Annotated in this window: 15 protein-coding genes; 1 reads left to right on the forward strand and 14 read right to left on the reverse strand. The window is 66.4% G+C overall.

The window, feature by feature from the left end:
* Positions 1-47: 47 nt before the first annotated feature.
* Positions 48-6,110 (reverse strand): alpha-2-macroglobulin, encoded by a 6,063-nt coding sequence (locus KA383_07700; protein ID MBP7746003.1) that lies wholly within the window; start codon positions 6,108-6,110, stop codon positions 48-50.
* Positions 6,111-6,505: 395 nt separating this feature from the next.
* Between KA383_07700 and KA383_07705 the strand changes: the two genes are divergently transcribed.
* Complete coding sequence (locus KA383_07705; GenBank protein ID MBP7746004.1) at positions 6,506-8,944, forward strand: hypothetical protein; 2,439 nt, start codon at positions 6,506-6,508, stop codon at positions 8,942-8,944.
* 167 nt (positions 8,945-9,111) lie between these two features.
* Here KA383_07705 and KA383_07710 read toward each other — a convergent pair whose 3' ends face one another.
* The 13 genes from KA383_07710 to KA383_07770 form a co-directional block, all read right to left on the reverse strand.
* The gene (locus KA383_07710; GenBank protein MBP7746005.1) at positions 9,112-9,252 is read right to left on the reverse strand and encodes a hypothetical protein; all 141 of its coding nucleotides are present in this window, start codon (positions 9,250-9,252) and stop codon (positions 9,112-9,114) included.
* A gap of 136 nt (positions 9,253-9,388) precedes the next feature.
* Positions 9,389-10,306, reverse strand: coding sequence for a radical SAM protein (locus tag KA383_07715; protein MBP7746006.1), 918 nt, complete (start codon positions 10,304-10,306; stop codon positions 9,389-9,391).
* 24 nt (positions 10,307-10,330) lie between these two features.
* On the reverse strand, positions 10,331-10,993 hold the full coding sequence (locus KA383_07720) for a peroxiredoxin (GenBank protein MBP7746007.1): 663 nt from the start codon (positions 10,991-10,993) through the stop codon (positions 10,331-10,333).
* Positions 10,994-11,025: 32 nt separating this feature from the next.
* Positions 11,026-11,889: an MBL fold metallo-hydrolase gene (locus KA383_07725; protein MBP7746008.1), complete on the reverse strand. Its 864-nt coding sequence runs from the start codon at positions 11,887-11,889 to the stop codon at positions 11,026-11,028.
* A 48-nt stretch (positions 11,890-11,937) separates the two neighbouring features.
* Complete coding sequence (locus KA383_07730; protein MBP7746009.1) at positions 11,938-12,327, reverse strand: hypothetical protein; 390 nt, start codon at positions 12,325-12,327, stop codon at positions 11,938-11,940.
* Positions 12,324-13,262 carry a polysaccharide deacetylase family protein gene (locus KA383_07735; protein MBP7746010.1) on the reverse strand — a complete coding sequence of 313 codons (939 nt, stop codon included), beginning with the start codon at positions 13,260-13,262 and terminating at the stop codon, positions 12,324-12,326. The genes KA383_07730 and KA383_07735 overlap by 4 nt, the downstream gene beginning before the upstream one ends.
* A 22-nt stretch (positions 13,263-13,284) precedes the next feature.
* Positions 13,285-13,437, reverse strand: coding sequence for a hypothetical protein (locus KA383_07740; protein MBP7746011.1), 153 nt, complete (start codon positions 13,435-13,437; stop codon positions 13,285-13,287).
* Between the two features lie 14 nt (positions 13,438-13,451).
* Positions 13,452-13,931 (reverse strand): PaaI family thioesterase, encoded by a 480-nt coding sequence (locus tag KA383_07745; protein ID MBP7746012.1) that lies wholly within the window; start codon positions 13,929-13,931, stop codon positions 13,452-13,454.
* Complete coding sequence (locus tag KA383_07750; GenBank protein ID MBP7746013.1) at positions 13,921-15,147, reverse strand: P-loop NTPase; 1,227 nt, start codon at positions 15,145-15,147, stop codon at positions 13,921-13,923. Before KA383_07750 ends, KA383_07745 begins: the two co-directional genes overlap by 11 nt.
* A complete protein-coding gene (locus tag KA383_07755) occupies positions 15,144-16,220 on the reverse strand; it encodes a 4Fe-4S dicluster domain-containing protein (GenBank protein MBP7746014.1) in 1,077 nt (358 codons plus the stop codon). Before KA383_07755 ends, KA383_07750 begins: the two co-directional genes overlap by 4 nt.
* Entirely contained in the window at positions 16,217-17,089 is an 873-nt protein-coding gene (locus KA383_07760) for an ATP-binding protein (protein MBP7746015.1), read from the reverse strand. Before KA383_07760 ends, KA383_07755 begins: the two co-directional genes overlap by 4 nt.
* Before the next feature lie 77 nt (positions 17,090-17,166).
* Positions 17,167-17,757 (reverse strand): NifB/NifX family molybdenum-iron cluster-binding protein, encoded by a 591-nt coding sequence (locus KA383_07765; protein MBP7746016.1) that lies wholly within the window; start codon positions 17,755-17,757, stop codon positions 17,167-17,169.
* A gap of 73 nt (positions 17,758-17,830) precedes the next feature.
* Positions 17,831-18,226 (reverse strand): DUF5320 family protein, encoded by a 396-nt coding sequence (locus KA383_07770; GenBank protein ID MBP7746017.1) that lies wholly within the window; start codon positions 18,224-18,226, stop codon positions 17,831-17,833.
* Between the last annotated feature and the right edge of the window lie 11 nt (positions 18,227-18,237).

Consider the following 18,237-nt stretch of genomic DNA (forward strand, 5'->3'; position numbering starts at 1 on the left):
TATGCCCAGCCGGGGCGGCATGGACTCCACCCCCGAGCCCGCCGCGACTACGGCTCGTCCACCTGCACCCGGATTTCGGTGCCGTTGCAGCGCAACTCCGGAACGTACATGGCGTAACCGATGGTCGGCAGCGCGTGGAATTCGCCCGGCACCTCGGCGCGCAATTCGTAGCGCAACTCCCATACGCCCTCCAGTAGCTGGTCCAGGAAGAAAGCCACCTTGCGATCGCGCAGCTCCTGGTGGGTCCAGCGGCTGCGGCCGGTGTGGTCCGTAGCGCCGCGCCGCAGATGCTCCTCGGCAGCGCGCTGCGCGGTTGTCTGCGTGCCGAACTGGCGCTCGACGATGCCGCTCTTCAATTCCTGCGCGTAGCACGGCTCACCACTGCGCACCTGCACCGCCTCGAAGCCCGCGGGCTTGAGATCCTCGAACACGAGATATTCGTAATTGTTCTTCGCTTCGAGCGTGATGACCGACTCCACCCGCTCGCCACTGATGATCTTGTCGCCGTCATTGAGCGGCACGCGCTGGTACACCAGCCCCTGCAGCAGTGTCGGCTTTTCCGCGAGCCGGTAGTACTGCCGGCGAACGAAGATCTCGTTGCCGGTCGGCTGGAGCGGGCATTCCAGGCTGACAAAGCGGGCCTCCGCGGCGAAGTACAATGGGCTCGTGCCGCCGGTGCGCCGAATCCGGATTTCGTTGTCGCCATCTCGGATCAGCTTCGGATCGACGACGAACCGGCTGGGGGCGGCAAAAACGTCGGCCGGCGTGACCTTCTGCTGCGCAACGGACTGCCCGTTCACGAGCACTTCGTAGGCCACGTCCGGCTTGAGCTCGCCACTCCGGCGCAGGTAGTCGTTCAGCGCCAAGACCACGATCGCCGTGTCGCGCGTGCTACGCCACTGGGCGCCGCGGCGGTTCTTGATGAGCCAATTGGTGACCGGCTCGACGAGCTTGTGGTCCGGCTCGATGGCCAGCAGCGCCCGCAGCATGAACGCGGTCGCCTCTTCGCCGCCCTCAGACCAGTGGTAGTAGACGCCGTCCGCACCCCAGTGGGCCGTCGCCAGGACGGCGTCGTGTGACTGCTGCACACCTTCCATGATCACGGACGTGTCCGGCCGATCGTCGATCTGCACGCCGTTTTCGAAGTTCCGCACAAGCAGCCGGGCATCATCCGTCTTCCCGAACGCGTGGGCGCACAGTGCCAGCAAGGCGCGCGTGTAGGCGTTCAGCTTCTCGCGCTGCTTGAGGATGTTGGCATAGGCGCGCTGCTGGCTCGCCCCCCGCTCAGTCTTTGACAGCGCGTCATAAACAGCCAGCGCGTGGAGCATCCACGCCTGCATGTCTGGCGCGTTCTCTTCCTCGACGAGCTTTGTTTCCAGGAAGGCAACCGCACGCTTGAGCACGTTGTCCTCGACGGTAATCCCAGCGTCGCGCGCCAGCGCCAGCCCCCAGACGACGTACGCTGTCATGAAGTGATCACTCGGCGTTGTCGCGTCGCCTTTCCACCAGCTCCAGCCGCCGTCGGCGTGCTGGAAGTCGTACAGCCGCGCGAGGCACTGATTCACCACCTCGTCGAGCCGCGCGAGCGACGCGCCCCGCGACGGCTCGGCGTTCGGATCGCTCGGCTGGCTGGCCGGGTGTTCCATGCCGCCGAAGAGGCGGTTGGCCACGATCTCACGCGACAGGCCGAGGTCGCCCAGCGTCTTCGCGGTAATGACCGCCGGCAGGAACCGGCTCATCGTCTGCTCGGTGCAGCCATAGGGGTAATCGACCAGGTACGGCAGCGCATCCAGCATGGTCACTGCGAGACTGGGTGCAACCTGCACTGTGAGCGTGGTCGTGTCGGGCTGCCGCTCGGCTGGAATCGCCAACTTCACGGTGACGTCGCCCTCGCGGACCTTGCCGGACTTGGCGACGAGTTGCTCGATGCCATGGGCGAAGATGGGGAGGCTGCGTTCCATCGCGTCGGCGTGTTTCTCGCCGCGTGCCAGGGCGGTCAATTTCGCGGTGCCGGGCTGCTCGACGCGAATGCGCCAATCGACGCGCTGCTCGCCATGGGCGGGCACTTCGACCGCGGCGGGCTCGCCGGCAGCAAGTTGTCCATCGCGCAGCCAGCCCTCGAGGCTAAGCCCCTCGGCCTTCAGTCCCGGCAGCGCCTTCAACGGGGCGTCCGTGTTGTTGTTAAGCACCGCCGAGACGGTCACCGTATCGCCGACGAGGAAGAACCGTGGCGCTTGAACCCGAACGATGAGCGGTTGGCGCGTACGCGACTTGCCCGTGGCCATGCCGAACTGGCTGCCGGTGGTCGCCGCGCGGGCCGTGGCCTGCCACGCCGTGACCGAGTCGGGATACTTGACCTTCACGGTGGCGACGCCGTCGGCGTCAGTCTTGACATCCGGCTGCCAGAACGCCGTCGCGCGAAAATCGCTGCGAACCTGGATGCTGGCCGCGGGCACGTAATCGATACCGCCATCGCCGTCCTGCTCCTCAGTGGAACTTGGCACTCGCAGCAGCGCGGGCGTCATCGGCTCGCCCAAGCTCACAAGAGAGAGAGTGCGCTCACTGGCCGCTGGCATCTCGGCGAAGTAGACCCCGCGGCGCGCCCACCCACCCGATCCCTCCCCTTGACCAAACATGCCCGAGCCCGCGCCCCCACCTTCCCCAAACATGCCCCAGTCGCTGGAGATGTCACCCAAGCCCTGGGTAACGTCGAATCCGTACTGAGCTTGCTGGTTCATTCTCGCCGCCGGCTCGCCGGGCTGGGGTGTTGCGAGCGCGCGCTCGTCCAGCACCTTGCCGTCCGGGCCGTGCACCAGCCGCCGGTAAGCCAACTGCGCCGCCGTCGCGGCCAGTCGGACCCCGCTGTCACGCTTCTGCCCGAAGAAGAACGGCTGCGGATCGCCGGCGAGGTCCTGCTGGATGTAGAACACGGACTCATCCGCGAGACTCAACGCCACCTCGGCCGCCACAGGCTTGCCGTCGCAGTCCTTCGTCCGCACCGTCAGCGTGCCTTCCTGCTGTGGCTCATAGATTTCGCGATCGGGCTGCACCTCGACCGTCAGGAAGTGCTCGACCGGCGGGACGACGACCTCCTTCTGATCCTGAAAGAGCTGGTGGCCGCTCACCAGCACCGCGCCGAGGTAGATGTTCGGCACGTACTGGCCGGTGATCGGCAGTTGCAGCAGCTTCGCGTTGCCAGTCACGTGGACGAGTTGGTAGCTGAGCAGGTCCTCGGCGGAGACGGTGAACAGCACGTAACGATCGTTGGTCGGCACCGTCAGCATGACGGCGGCGGTCTGGCCGGCGCGGAACGTGTCCTTGTCGATCACGATCTCGACGCCGCCGGGGCGAAAGCCGGTCTGGTGCGTTGCGTCGGTCGCGATCCAGACAAAGCTCTCGGCGCGGATGTAGTCGTAGCCCGGGTCCTCACTGCGCCAGGCCACCTTGTAGTAGCCGTCGCGCTCCGGCTGGAACGTGAACTCGGCCCGGCCCTCGGCGTCCGTCTGCACCGGCTGCGTGAAAATGTCGTCCTGCTCGTAGCCGCGGAACTTGAGCCGCCACGGGGCCTCGCCCGGTTTGAGCACCGGCGGCCAGCAGCCCCGGTTCCCCGCGATCAGGGCCTGCAACTCGTCGCCGCGCACCTCCTGGTTGCGCGGGTCGAGCCAGATCTCGACGTAGCGCTGGCGCGACACGGCGATCTCCCCGCTCGCGGGTATCGGGTTCTGGCTGGCGTCGAGCGCCCGCACTTCGACCACCACCTTGTCCGCGGGGCGATAGATGTTGTGCGCGGGCGTCAGGTACACGTAGTACTTCTGGCGCGTGACGCGGACCACACCCTCGGCCTCAATCTCGCGCCGGGACGCATCCGCAACGCGGGCCTCGATGCGATACTCGAAATCCCGTTCCGCATTCGCCGGCGTTTCGAAAACGACCGTCGCCTTCCCGGTCGCGTCGGTCTTGAGCTTGTCTTCCTTGATGACCTGCTCGTCATCGCGGTACCACCGGCGGAACTCCCACGGATCCTCGTAGAACCAGGGGTAGTCATGCGGCGAACTCCAGGAATGCTGGAATGGCGATTGGTGGATTCGTACGGTCACATCGGCGTTGGTGACTGCGCCACCAAAGTAATACTCCGCCTGGAGCGTCGCCTCGACCCGGTCGCCGACGCGGAACACCTTCGGCCGGCCCTGCTCGTCCTTGGGCGTCTCGACCGTGACCTTGAACTCCGGGAGCTTGTATTCCTCGAACCGGCACAGCTCGGCCGCGCCGATCTCCTTATTGCCGTCTAGCAGACGGATGCTGACCTCGCCAAGGGCCATCTTCTCGGTCACGGGCAGCTCGCCCCAGGCGCTGCCGAACGCATTGAGCTCAATCTGCACCTCCTTCAGCCTCGCGCCCTGGCCATCCTCGAACACGCACTTGAGCTGCTTGCCGGCGGGCGTGGAGTACTGGCCGGCAGCGTACAGGCGCGCCGTGAGCTTCCACTTCAGGGTGTCACCCGGACGGTAGGCGGGACGGTCGGTGAAGGCGTAGATGCGCCACTTGGGTTCAGCTTGGCCATGGCGGGATGCATACGTGCTCGCGAACGCCTGGCGGTCACCGGCGAGGATTGCGGCGTAGATGTTGCGCCAGTCGTCACGGAACTGCAGATCCAGACGGACCAAGCCGTTTTCGTCGGTCGTGCCGCGCACACTGCGGGCTTGTCGCTGCCCGTCATGGTCGTAGTACTCCCACAGCAGCACGGACGCCCCGGCGAGCGGCGCCCCGTCGTACGAATTGCACACGTACGCCAGCGCCTGCCGCCCGCTTGTCTTCAGGACCAATGTGGCGTCCGTCACAAGAATCAGCGCGCGGGCACTGTGATGCGCCGCGGCAATCTCGATCATGTAGGCCCCCGGGGGCAGCGGCTCAGCGAGCGTGATCGCGTCGCGGCCGGGCCGGTGATCCCCCTTGTCCTCAATCGCCCGCGTCCAGGTCTTCAACTTCGGGCGCCCGCCCACCGTGATGCCGTGCTCGCCCGCGTCCTTGTTCGTGAAGTCGGCGTCCTCGATCAGCGTGACCTGGTAGAGGTTGAACGTCACTTCCGACACGTTTCGCCAACCGGCGTCGAATTGAATCAACGAGTCCGGCAAGAAGGCCGTGCCGACCGACACGTACACGTTCGGTGCCGTGATCTGCTCGCTGAAGTCCCGCGCGCGCGGCCAGTACTGCGACTCCCCTTCCTTGAACTCGCTGGTCAGACGCTGGAACAGGCCGAGGGCTTGCACGTAATCGGGTTCGTTGGTGAAGCCGCCCGCCTTCGCCGGTTTCGCCGGGCCGCGGCTGGCCAGCCACTCGGCGTAGGCGTACAACGCGTCGTCGTACCACGCGGTCGACTTGCCCGCCTGGAGGGCACCCTCGAACTCGACCGGCACACGCTGCTGCGCCGCAAACGTGGAGTGGTGGCGCAGCGCCATCGCCAGAACGAAGTGGGCAAACGCGATGTCGTCGGGCGTCTCGCTGACCTTCAGCGCGTTGTCCAGCACGTTGACGGGAACCTGCGCGTACCACCAGTAGTCGCCCCAGTCTTCCTGTCCCGGCGGTTGCACGGCCTTGCGCACGATCGCCAGATAGCGCACCCGTGCCGTGGCGAGGTCCGCCGACCAGCCCCACCATTCCAGCGCCCCCTGGTAATGCTGCCAGCCGGATTGCCAGTCGCGGGAGCGCGGCGAGCGCCAGCAATAGTCGCCCAGGGATTCCTGGACCTCGGCCCAGACCTGGTCGCGGTCCTCCGGCCGCTGAACTTCCCCGGCCAGCGCTTCCAACTCGCGCCGGGCGCGCTCATACGGAGTGTCGTCCGCCGTTTCCGTCGCCGCCTGCGACCGCCAGAGCGTGTCCGCCAGGCGAAAACGCACCCAGCGCGCATCGGCCGGTGGAAGCTCGAGCGGGCTGGCCTCTGCGTACACCTCGTTGCACTTCTGAAATGAGCCCTCGGCGAAGAACGCTTCGGCACGGGCCTTCAACGCCTCGTAGCCGCGCGCCTCGGCCGGCGCGGCCGGCTGAGCGCATAGCGAGGGCACGCCGGCGCACGTCACGAGACCGGACAGACACACCGTCAGCAAAGAGCGCATGGCCACTCCCTTTGTGCCGGACGCGGTATTGAACCCGGATTTGTCGGCGCTACCACGCAATTGGACGCCGTGCCACCCACCGGGTTCCCGCGCATATATACAAAGCCCTGACCGATCCGATGCAACCCGACGACCACCGATCGCGGACCCGATCGGCTATCATCCCACCCACGGCAGCACACGCAAGGTCGTCGTCGGAAGCCGGCCCACGCGACCGGAATACGGCGTGATTGCCACCCGTGCGGCCGTGAACTGGTCCCGCGGGCCAGAAATCAATTCCCCCGCGGCCGTCACTGTGCTATTCTGATATCGATATGGATTACTGACATGCCAGAGCCGCCGCGGCGTGCGCAGTGCTGGCAGTACGGCGGCACAATCATCTTTGGAGGTGGATCATGCGGCGGAGTTGGGCTCTTTTGCGACCTGGCCTCTGGCTGGCGGCACTTACGATCCTTGGGGCGGCGGCGCCCGCCCACGCGGCGCGGAATTACCTCATCATCACGGCGCAGGATTACGCCAACAGCGCCCCGCTGAATCAGTTCATCGCGCACCGCGAGGCAACGGGGTTCCGCGTGACGACCTACGTGGCCACCAGCGGGCAGACGAACACGTCGATCCGGAATTACGTGCTCGGCCTGTGGGGCACGCTCAACCAGCCCGAGTACATTCTGATCGTCGGCGACACGAGCGGAACGTCGGCGACGAACAGCACGGTGCCGCACTTCGTCGGTGGCGGCAGCAAGTCGGCGGTGACGGACTGGCCGTACGGCTGCATGCCGGGCGGCATCGACTGGTACCCCGATATTCCGGTCGGCCGGTTCAGCGTCGCCTCGGTCGCGTCACTGGGCGACGTGGTGACGAAGACCCTGTGGGTCGAGGCGGGGAACTTCCCCAATCCGGACTTCTACCGGCGCGGGGCGTTCCTGGCGAACGCGGACACGCAGGGCACGGCGGAACCCACGCACGACTGGGTGATTGACACCTACTTCGAGCCGCACGACTACGAGGGGGTGCGCATCTACGCGTCGCAGGGCGGCGACACGGCGGATGTCACCGCGGCCCTCAACACGGGCTGCTTGTTCACGGTCTACTTCGGTCACAGCTCGTCGTCGGGCTGGTGGAGCCCGTCGTTCACACAAAGCAACGTCAACGCGCTGACAAACACGGGCCTGTACGGCCTGGTGTTCGGCTTCTCCTGCAACACGGCCAACTACTCGCTGAGCGAGTGCTTCGGCGAGACTTGGCTGCGCGCACCGCTGAAGGGGGCGGCGGCGTACATCTCGGCGTCCAACTACATTTACTGGGGCAGCTGGGAGGCCTGGCAGCCGTCGGTCCATCTCGAGAAGGCGTTCTTCGGCTCGTTCTTCGAGAAGAACGAGTGGGAACTCGGCGCCGCCTGGCTCGACGGTTTGTACCGCTTCCTGGCGTCGTATGGAGGCTGGTCCGGCAATCTCAACCAGCAGCCGCCCAACCACCTCGACGAATGCCGGAACTTCTTCGAGGAGTTCGTCATCCTCGGTGACCCGGCCCTGCTGCTGCCGCACGGCAATGCCTTCCGGCTCCTCGTCGCGCCGGAGTCCGCCGCGGTGTGCGCGCCGCAGGACGCGGTCTACACAATCGACGTGCAGCCCGCGGGTGACTTCACGGAGGTCGTAAGCCTGAGCGTGCCGGACGCGCCCCCGGGCGCGACGATCACCTTCAGCGCGAACAATGCCGTCCCGCCGTTCTCAGCGGTCCTCACCGTCGGGAATACGGGCGGCGTGCCGCCGGGCAACTACACGCTGAACATCCAAGGCACTTCGGCGTCGGCGACGCGCAGCGTGGCGGCAGGGCTGTACGTCGCCGCCGGGGCGCCCAGCGCCCCCGCCCTGACCAGCCCCACGGACGGGGCGACGGACGTGGCCTTGCGGCCCCAGTTCGTGTGGGCGGCCGTCACCGGTGCCATGGAGTACACCGTCGAAGTGGCAACGGATACGGGCTTCACCAACATTGTCGCGGCGGCGACGACCACGGATACCAACTACACACTGGTGAACGCGCTCGAGTCGCTGACATGGTACTACTGGCACGTGCGTGCCACGAACGGCTGCGGGGACGGCGCGTTCGCGGCGGCGCGCAGCTTCAAGACCGTGGGGATGATCATGCCGGTTTCGTACGACATGCTCAACGGCGAGACGGGCAACTACACCTACTACGACGACACCTATAACGGGTCCGGCAATCCACAGCAGGCGCTCTCGCCGCTCAGCGGCGGGCTCGGCGACCTGACCAACGGCGTGATCGCGACGCAGAACTGGAATGTCGCGAACCTGCCCTACGTCGGCTGGCACACGGTGATGCCGACGATCACGTTCCATTTCGCGGAAGACATGCGGATTCACACCGTGGTGCTGCACGTTGATGATTCGAATGGCGCGGGTGGCGTGTATCCGCCGTCGCTGGTGCGCCTGACGATGGGTGGACAGGTGCTGGAGTACACGCCGGTCGATCCGCCGGGGGGCGAGCCGTTCGCCTTGACATATTCCGGCCTGGATCTCCAGGGCAGCACGCTGGAAGTCTACCTGGGACGAACGAGCACGCATTATCTGATGCTGAGCGAGGTCCAGTTCTTCGGCACGCCGGTGTTCATTACCGGCGACCTGAATTGCGACGGCGTGGTGAACTTCAAGGACATCAACCCGTTCGTGCTGTACATGTCGAGCTTTGAGAACTGGCAGACGCAGTACGCGGGTTGTGATCCGGAGAACGGCGACATCAACGGCGACGGGCTCTACCCGTCCTTCGCGGATATCAACCCGTTTGTCATGCTGCTCAGCGGCGCGGCGGCGCCGTAGCGGCCGGGAGCATCGGCCCCTCCAACCTGAGCATCGTGTGTGTGCGGTATGAGCACGCAGCCGGCGCCGCGCGGGCAAGCGCGACGCCGGCCGGGCTCGTGGGACGTGTGGGGGATCAGCGGGCGCTCAGCAAGATCACGAATGGATTGATGTCGCCGAAGTCCACGTCACCGTCCGGTTGCGCAGACCGTCTCGTCGCCATCCCAGGCACTGCGGATATGCAACCCGTGCTCGTTGAGCCGGCCGCAGCCGTAGCAGTAGACAACGTCGTCGGGATAGAAATCCTGAATGGCTGACACTTGCATCACGATTGAGCTCCGCGCACACCCCATGGCCGCGCACGAGCGGCCGGCTGCTTGCATTCGCGGTCCGGAAGTTCAGGTCTGCGCGCATACCCCAGTCTGCGTATGATCACAAGATTCGCTTTTCGCCTCATGCCCCTGCTCACTTGCGCAACATGAAACAGGCCTGTTCGCCGACCATCTCCACGCCAACTCGGCGGTCGGTCATCAAACCATCCAGGATCTTGATCACTTCATGCCGATGAGCCGCCAGACCGGTGGCGATGTCCGCCAGCGTGCAGGGACGACGCTGCAGCAGCGCGACCACGGCCTCGCGCGTCACCCGGCCGAGCGCGGCGCAGGCGGAGACGGGGTGCGGCCCGATCACCTCGGCTGGCGGCGTGAAAGCCCGTGCGATTTCGGCGAGACGCTCCGGGGAGACCGGCGTGACCCAGGATTCCGCCGGCGGGCGGGTCGCCGTGTTCAACTGCACGCGGTCAGCACCCAGCTGGCCGACACGCTCAACCAGTTGGCGCACGCGCGGCGCAGCGCTGGCCGGCCCGTCGATGAGGAACACCTCCAGCCAATACGCCCCGCGGTAGTCGCGCCGGAACTCCGCCAACCCGCGCCAGACCTGCTCCGCGGAGAGCGCCGCGTGGGGTCGATTCACCACCTGAAACGCAACCTCGTCCGCCGCGTCGAGCGATGGGATGACGAGATCGGCCTGTTGCAGCGCCGCACGTACGTCGGCACGCCACAGCAGGGAACCATTGGTCAACACCGCCACGGGAGTCGTGGTCAACCGTTTGAGTTCCGAAATCAGCTCGGCGAGACCGGCGTAGAGCGTCGGTTCGCCGGAGCCGCCGATCGTCACATAGTCCGGGCGGGCGTCGAGCCCGCGGCGCACGTCCGCCAGGATCTCGTCCGGTGTAAACCACGCTTGCCGCTCGATCGTCTGGCAGGTCGTGCGGCCCAGTTGGCAATAGACGCAGTCGAACGTGCACGTTTTGTACGGCACGACGTCGATGCCCAGCGAGCGGCCAAGGCGACGCGACGCTACCGGACCGAACACGTGTTGCATTGCACTTCCGGGTGCCAAACCATCCTACTTTCCGTGCGGGCACTTTTTGAGCGTCAGGAACCAGTCGAGGACCTTCGTGTCAGCCGCGGATTTCTCGACGCGCTCCTTCGCGGCGCCGCAGGAGCCCGGCGGCGGCACGATGACGTCGTCGCCCGGTTGCCAGTTGGCGGGCGTCGCGATCTTGTGTTCGTCTGAGTGCTGCATGGCCACCAGCAGGCGTTTCACCTCCTGCATGTTGCGCCCGTTGGCCAGCGGGTAATACAAGACCGCGCGCACGATGGCCTGCGGATCGATGATGAACACGGCCCGTACGGCCTGCGTGTTGCTCGCCGCCGGCTGGAGCATCCCGTATTTCTTCGAGACCTCCATGGTCAGATCGCTGATCACCGGGAATGTGACCTCGACACCCTTCAGGTCCTTGTACGTGATCTTCTCCTTGATCGTGCGCAGCCAGGCGATGTGGCTGTACGTGCTGTCGATCGACAGCCCGAGCAGCTCGCAGTTGAGGGCTTTGAATTCGCCGGCCATGCTGGCGAACGTCATGAACTCCGTCGTGCAGACCGGCGTGAAATCCGCCGGGTGCGAGAAGAACACGACCCACTTGCCTTTGTAGTCTGCAGGGAAACGGATCTTGCCCTGTGTGGTCTCGGCCTCGAACTCGGGGGCTTTGTCGCCGATCAACGGCATGCGGCATGTTTCGTCGGTCATGAGTCGCTCCTTCATTGGCTTTGTGATTGTCCGGTCCTTGTTGAGAATTCGAATACCGCGCCCACTTCGCCAGGCGTGCAGCGGCGCGGCAATCCAGTCGCGAGCGTCGCCAAAACGGGCAAGCCCGTGCAGTGGGTCGGAATCACGCTGTTCACGCCCAGGGCAGCGAGCTCATTGATGGTTCGCGTGACGCGCTTCGTCGATACGCTCTGCAGGTGCATGCCGCCCAGAACGGCGACAAGCGGAAGACCGGGATACAGCGTCTGTGCGTGGCGCAGCGTGTTGACTACGCCGGCGTGTGCACAACCCAGCACCACCACCATGCCGTCCGCCGCGCGCACAATCAACGCCTGATCATCGCTCAGCGCGTCGGCCTGCTCGCCCGCGGTATCCACGTAAAAGCTGTCGTCGTCCGGCTCAAAATCGGTCACGCGTGGCACTTCGCCCGTAACACACAGCTCGGGGCTGATCTCGGTCGGACTGCGCGTGGCAACCAGGCGCGCCGCGAGTCGAGTGCGCAGGTCCGCGGAAGGGACGGGTAACCCGATTGCGCGAATGTGGCCATTGGCCGCACGCTTGTACTTCGCTTCCAGGGCCGCGGGGTGCGCAAACACGCGTGCCGCTGGAGCCAGGTTCAACATCACCCCCAGCGCGCCGGTGTGGTCATAGTGACCGTGGCTCAGCACAATCGCGTTCGCCGTCTCGAGCGGAATGCCGAGCTCACGGGCGTTGGGCTGGAGTGCCGCCCCCGGTCCTGTATCGAACAGCAGGCGGCTGGTGGGCGTCTCGACCCAGCATGCCCAGCCGTGCTCGGCCAGCAGACCTCGCCGCCGCACGTAGTTGTCAACCAGGATGGTGATACGTACGGTGCTCATGAGCTGTCCACGCCACACACCGGGCCCGACACAAGCGGGCCGGGCTCCCTACGAACCACTCTCAGCGGCCGCCAGCAACGCCTCCAGGGCCTGGGCCGTCTCGTCGTCGAAGCCCGAGAAGGCCTGCCCCTGGTAGAAGATGATGGGCAGGTACGCGAAACTGGCGGATACGCCCTGGCTGGTGGAGTGCAGCGCCTCGTGCTGCGCCAGCCGCGCCGCCTCCCCCGACTCATACGTCAGGTGCTCCTCGATCACCAACGTGGGGTGCGCGTCCCCGATGTCCGCCAGCCAGGCCAGCGCGGCCAGGCACATCGGCCCACTGTTGTTGTGGAAAACGAGCAGGACATCCGGGTCTGGTGGCTCAGATCCTGCCGATGTCACCGGGCAGCCGGCGAGCAGCGGGGCGACGAACAGAACGACGACCGGCCAAGCTCTCATGGTGCGCCACACGGGTTGTACAATTGATCCACGTCCTCCAGCTCTTCGAGCGGGACCGCCGGCGTCGGCGTGTCGTACAGGACTTCCCGGTTGACCGGGATCATGCTCAACGGCACCTGGATGTTCACGCCGCTCGCGGCCGTCACCCACGCGTCGAAGCTCTCGGCCCATTGAATCTCGCCACTGTCGAGCAGGTTCTCATAGACCGTCCACCAGGCCTGCTTCATGCCCCCCAGGTAGGCGTGCGATGCGACCATGATCCGCTTGGGTCGCTTCGCCAGCGATTCCTGCAGCACCTGGGCGAACTCCTCCGCCGTTGAGCCGCGCGCCCACAGCGAGTAGTCGCACAGGCTGCCGTGGCCCATGTCCTCGAAGGTGACATTGCTGACCGAGATGAGCTGGCAAGCGTATTCGTCCGGATCGTAGATGAGCGCTTCGACGTCGCTGGTGCCGCGCGCGAGGATATACGCCACCCCCAGCGCGTCCGCCGCCCTCAACGTGTTCTCATCGTACGCAAAGTACCGGCTGCCGAAAGCCCGCATAGGCTTGCCGGTCACTTCCTCAACCAGCGCCTTCGTCGTGCTCATGACTTGATACTGCGTGTCGTACGCCACATCCCACAGCGGTTCCTCGGCATACCCGCCCGCGATCTCGTGTCCCTGATCGGCCAGCCACCGGATGTCCGCAGGGTAAGCGGCGAGGATGTTCTCCTGCACATAGATCAGCGCCTTCAGGTTCCGCCGCTCGAGCGCGTAGGCCCAGTTTCGGAGCCCCTGGATGTCGTGGAACTCGATCAACTGCACCAGGCCCACCGGTTGCTGCGCGCGGTCTGTCGCCGACTCCAGCCACGGCAGCGGCCAGCCTTCGCAACCGCTCAAACCACCCAGCAGACTGCCGACGACTCCGATGAGTATGCACCTGGTCATTCGTGTCACGTGTGCCTCCTTCACCGGACGTTCATGCCGGCTTCCGCACGTGCGCGAGCGCGCGAATCACCTCCGGCACATGGGTAAACGCCGGGCCGCCGCCCGCCATCTCCGGTGCCGGGTCGTTCGCCTGAAGCCGGTCCACCGTCCACCGCTCGAAGAACTTCGCAACTTCGCCGCTCACGCTTTCCTCGTCATTCAACTCTGTCGCTCAACGCACGCCCTAGTAGGTTCAGGTGTAGTCATGGAGCGCCCTTTTTCCAGGAACTTCCCGATGGCTGTCGCGCGCACCTGGCCAGCCTGCCGGATTTCCGCGCGCAAAACGAACAGGGGCGGCGACGCACGTTCCACAAATGCGCGTAGCTGCAGCAGACCGTCGCTGACCACCGGATGCCGAAAACGGACGCACAATTCAGCGGTCAGGCCGTGGCGCCCCTGCGCAAACAGGCAGTTGGTCATCGCCGCATCCAGCAGCGTTGAAATCACGCCGCCGTGCAGGATGCCATTGTAACCCTCGTACGCCGGCTCAGGCTGGAACGTCGCCTGCACGCTCCCGTCATCCGCTACCGCGAAGTGCAATCGCGGAGCGCGCCCGTTGACGTGACCGCAAACGACGCAGCGGCCGTGCGCCCGCGCCCGGGTTTCCTCCAGCAGGCTCTGGCCGACGTCAGTGGTCACAGGGGTTGGCTCCCGTCTGCAGTGTGCCCGCCAGGTAGGCAGCGACCACGTCGTCGGCCAGTTCCGGCGGTGCGCCCATGATCACCTGAATCCCATTCTCGGCAAAGAGCTGTTGCGCACGCTGCCCCATGCCGCCGGTGATGATCACGTTGGCGCCCTGCTCATGCAGCCAGCGCGGCAGCACACCCGGTTCGTGCGGCGGCGCGCGGTGCACCGTCTTGGCGCGGGCGGCTTTGGCGCCCGGGGCGACGTCGTATACGGCGAATTCGGCACAGTGACCGAAATGCGTGCAAAGACGACCGTTCTCAACCGGGATGGCGATCTTCATAAGGCAATCCTCCGTGGAATATGCCGGCCTATCATCCGCGGCTCGCGCCGGCAGGCTCAGTAACGTTTGCACGATGGTCGCGAAGGCCCGCGCCGCGGGGCTGTCCTGCGCACCAGAGGCCACAGGCGCGCCGGCGTCGCCACCGATGACCACGCGCGGATCTATGGGAATCGCTCCCAGGAACGGCACACGTGTTTCTTCGGCCAGACGCTGCCCGCCACCTCTCTTGAACAGGTCCACCACGTGCCCGCAACTCGGGCACGCGAACCCACTCATGTTCTCGACGACGCCGGCGACCGACAGGCTCAGCGACCGGCAGAACGAGACACAACGGCGTACGTCGGCCACGGCCAGCTCCTGCGGGGTGGTCACGATGACCGCCTGGGCCGGCTGCCCGACCAGCTCCGCGACCGCGAGCGGTTCATCGCCGGTGCCAGGGGGCGAGTCCACGACCAGGTAGTCCAGTGTGCCCCAGTTCACGTCCTTCAGAAACTGCTTGATGGCCCCAAACTTGCGCGGCCCGCGCCAGATGACCGGGGCACGCTCGTCCGGAAGAAAGAAGTCGATCGAGATGACCGCCAGCCGCTCGCTGACCCGCACCGGCTCGAGCAGCCCCTGCACGACCTCCGGCCGACGGCCCTCCAGACCAAGCAGCCGGGGGATGCTCGGGCCGTGAATGTCCACGTCCAGCAGCCCGACGTGCGAGCCGGCGGCGGCCAGGGCCACGGCCAGGTTGGCGGCCACGGTGCTCTTGCCCACACCGCCCTTGCCGGAGAGTACGAGCAGTTTCTGCCCGATGCGTTCCATGCGTCCCCGCAGAATCTCGTTCTCGAGTTCCCGCTCCGGATCCACCTGCCTCGGGGATGAACTCGGGCAACGATCCGTCATGTTGTGCTCCTCAACTCAACGGCCGGTCCGGGCACCGCGTCTTGACCCGATGCCGGCTGCGCATCCGACGTTCTCAGGCACGCATCCAGTGTTTGCCACAGGGCCCGCACGTCACGCGCGACGCCCTCGGTTGTGAACTCAACGATCGTGCGCGCCGCCACCTGGGCCGCCGTGACGGTCTGGTCGTAGCGCACGCGACCGGCGACGTGCATGCCGTGACGGCGCGCCGCGGCCTCGATCTGCGTCGTCATATCCGGATTGAGGTCCCACTTGTTCACGCAGACCCACGTGGGCACGCCAAAATGCCGGGCCACTCCGGCGACGCGCTCCAGATCATGTTGCCCACTGACGGTCGGCTCCGTAACGATGAGGGCCGCGGCCGTTCCGGTCAGCGAAGCGATCACCGGACAGCCAATGCCGGGCGCACCGTCGATAATGACCAGCTCGCGCCCCGTGCTCTTGGCGACGTCCCGCGCCTGGGCACGCACGACACTCACCAGCTTGCCCGAGTTTTCAGCCGCAGGCCCGAGCCGCGCATGGACCAGCGGCCCGCAGCGCGTGTCCGAGACGAACCACTCGCCACAGACGCGCTCTATGAAGTCGATGGCATGCACGGGACAGAAGCGGACACAGACCCCGCAGCCTTCACACGCCAACGGATCGATGGCGAACACAGGTTGCCCTGGCGCACCCGACGCTTCCCACATCTCGCGCAGGATTTCGTAGGTCCGCAAGGAACAGGAGCGCTGGCAGAAGTCGCAACCCTTGCAGGCGGCATGCTGGCCGCGCGGTCCGGGCGCGCCATTTCCCCCCATGTACTGGTCCACCGCCTCGAAGCGGCAGTATGTGGCGCACGCCCCGCAACGGACGCAGTCCGCCTGCCGGATAGCCGCCTCGTGGCCGCTGCGGAACTCCTCACGCACCTTGATCTCGGGCGAGAGGACGAGCGACAAGTCCGCCGCGTCCACGTCGCAATCTGCAACCACCGCGTGGCCGGCCAGGACCGCGAACGATGCCGTCAGGCTCGTCTTGCCCGTGCCGCCTTTGCCGCTGATGACGACCAGTTCCTTCATGCTGTGTGGCTCGCTTTCGCCTGCGCCGTGGCTACCCTCTCGAGCTGTTCCCACAGGCCTGCCAGCGCGGCCCGCAGGTCTGGCCGGGCCGTCACCAGCAACTCGCCGCGCGAGTACGCCTCGGCGATCCCGCGGTCATCGCGGATGGTCAGCAGCACCGGAATCCCTTCCGCGGCGCAGTACGTCGCCACGCGCTCGTCGCCGACATCGGCCCGGTTGATGACAACCCCCATCGGCACGCCGACCTGCCGCAGGGTCTGGACCGCGAGCGTCAGGTCGTGCAGGCCGAACGGCGTCGGCTCGGTCACGAGCAGGACAAAATCGGTGTCGCGCACCGTGGTCACCACCGGGCACGATGTCCCCGGCGGCGCATCGATGATCTGCCAATGGTCATCCGGCGCCGCCGCCCGGACGGCGCGAATCACCGGCGGGCTCTTGGCCTCACCGACGTTGAGCACACCGCGCACGAATCGGACGCGTCCCGCGCGCCCGGTCTCGACTACGCCGATCTCGCGGGGCACCTCGAGGATGGCCTTTTTCGGGCAGACCAGCGCGCAACCGCCGCAACTATGGCACAGTTCAGGGAAGACGAGCGGCTTGTCGCCCAGCCAGACCAGCGCGCTGTACTGGCAAACCTGCGCGCAGTGCCCGCACCGGTCGCACGCGTCCCCAAGCACCTGCGGCACCAGCAGCGTAACCGGCTCACGGTGCTCAATCGTCGGCTTGAGGAACAGGTGGCCGTTCGGCTCCTCGACGTCGCAATCGACGTACGCCACGGGGCGGCCAAGCTCCGCGGCGACCACTGCGAGATTCGTGGCGACCGTCGTCTTGCCGGTGCCGCCTTTGCCGCTTGCGACTGCAATTTTCACGGAAGCTGCCTTCTATCTGTCCGTCCGCCAGCCCCACTTCTGCTGGCCGGGCATTCCAATCGGCAGGGGTTCGGGTGTCAGGCTCCGCCGCAACCGCGACCGCGTCCACGCCCACGTCCGCCACCTTGCCCACGGCCACCGCCTTGCCCGCGGCCGCCACCGCCCTGGCCGCGGCCACGACCCATCCCGCGCCCCATGCCGCCGCCCTGGCCCATGCCGCCGCTTGGGCCCATGGCCGGCGGCGGACCAGGTGTGAAGGGCGCGCCCGGCGCAGGCACGGGACCCGGCGTTGGCGCGCTGCTCGCCCCCAGTCCGCTGTGGCCAGGCACGTTTGCCGTCGCTGTTGGCTTCAACTGGCCGGCCTTGAACTGCTCCACGACTTGGCGAACGGTTCCGGCGCAGCCCACCACTACGTCAATCCCGGCAGCACTCAGCGTCTGATGCGCATTGGGACCGCAATTGCCGGTCAGCACGCATTTCACACCGTGCTCGGCCAGCAGGCGCGCGGATTGAATCCCCGCACCTTGCCCGAGGGCCTGGTTCGTGTTGTCGAGCGCTTCGAAGCTCAGACTGTCCGTCTCCACAAGCAGGAAGAACGGGCAGCGGCCGAAACGCGGATCCACCGCCGCGTCGAGCTGCGGCTCCACAGCCGTCACTGCAATTCTCATGATTTCCTCATTCCTGCCGGCGGCGCGGGCACGCTCTGCCGCGCCCGCCGGCCGCCGCTCTGATCATGCGCCACTACGGCGTCGTCTGCTCGGCCTGCTGCGCGTTCAACTCTTCGATCCGGCGGCGCAACAGCTCGGCGTTCTGCTCCAAGCACTGGAGATCCGCCTGCAACATGCTTACCTGCTGCTCGCGCGTGGGCGCAGGCATGTCGTACGGCGCGAGGTACGGCGGAAACGCGCGCCACCCACGGCCGCGTCCCCCACGCTGCCAGCCCGTCAGGCCGGTCGTGTAGAAGCGGTGGCGCCAACCGCGCCCGCCGCCACCCCAGCCGCCGCCGCGCCCGCGCCCGAAGCCGTAGCCGGGGATGGGGTTCATATACCCAGGCATGTCGTAACCCGCGCAGTAACCGGCCGCGCGGCCGGTCCGTGGGCCTTGTCCGAGCGGTCCCGTGTGATCTCCACCAGGCATGTCATTACTCC

The organism is Phycisphaerae bacterium, from assembly GCA_017999985.1.
Lineage (GTDB): Bacteria > Planctomycetota > Phycisphaerae > UBA1845 > Fen-1342 > JAGNKU01.

Bases quoted from the DNA above. Each gene is read 5' to 3' on its own strand.
- KA383_07700 (MBP7746003.1), bottom strand. From the start codon at position 6,110: ATGCGCTCTTTGCTGACGGTGTGTCTGTCCGGTCTCGTGACGTGCGCC.
- KA383_07705 (MBP7746004.1), top strand. From the start codon at position 6,506: ATGCGGCGGAGTTGGGCTCTTTTGCGACCTGGCCTCTGGCTGGCGGCA.
- KA383_07715 (MBP7746006.1), bottom strand. From the start codon at position 10,306: ATGCAACACGTGTTCGGTCCGGTAGCGTCGCGTCGCCTTGGCCGCTCG.
- KA383_07720 (MBP7746007.1), bottom strand. From the start codon at position 10,993: ATGCCGTTGATCGGCGACAAAGCCCCCGAGTTCGAGGCCGAGACCACA.
- KA383_07725 (MBP7746008.1), bottom strand. From the start codon at position 11,889: ATGAGCACCGTACGTATCACCATCCTGGTTGACAACTACGTGCGGCGG.
- KA383_07730 (MBP7746009.1), bottom strand. From the start codon at position 12,327: ATGAGAGCTTGGCCGGTCGTCGTTCTGTTCGTCGCCCCGCTGCTCGCC.
- KA383_07750 (MBP7746013.1), bottom strand. From the start codon at position 15,147: ATGACGGATCGTTGCCCGAGTTCATCCCCGAGGCAGGTGGATCCGGAG.
- KA383_07755 (MBP7746014.1), bottom strand. From the start codon at position 16,220: ATGAAGGAACTGGTCGTCATCAGCGGCAAAGGCGGCACGGGCAAGACG.
- KA383_07765 (MBP7746016.1), bottom strand. From the start codon at position 17,757: ATGAGAATTGCAGTGACGGCTGTGGAGCCGCAGCTCGACGCGGCGGTG.
- KA383_07770 (MBP7746017.1), bottom strand. From the start codon at position 18,226: ATGCCTGGTGGAGATCACACGGGACCGCTCGGACAAGGCCCACGGACC.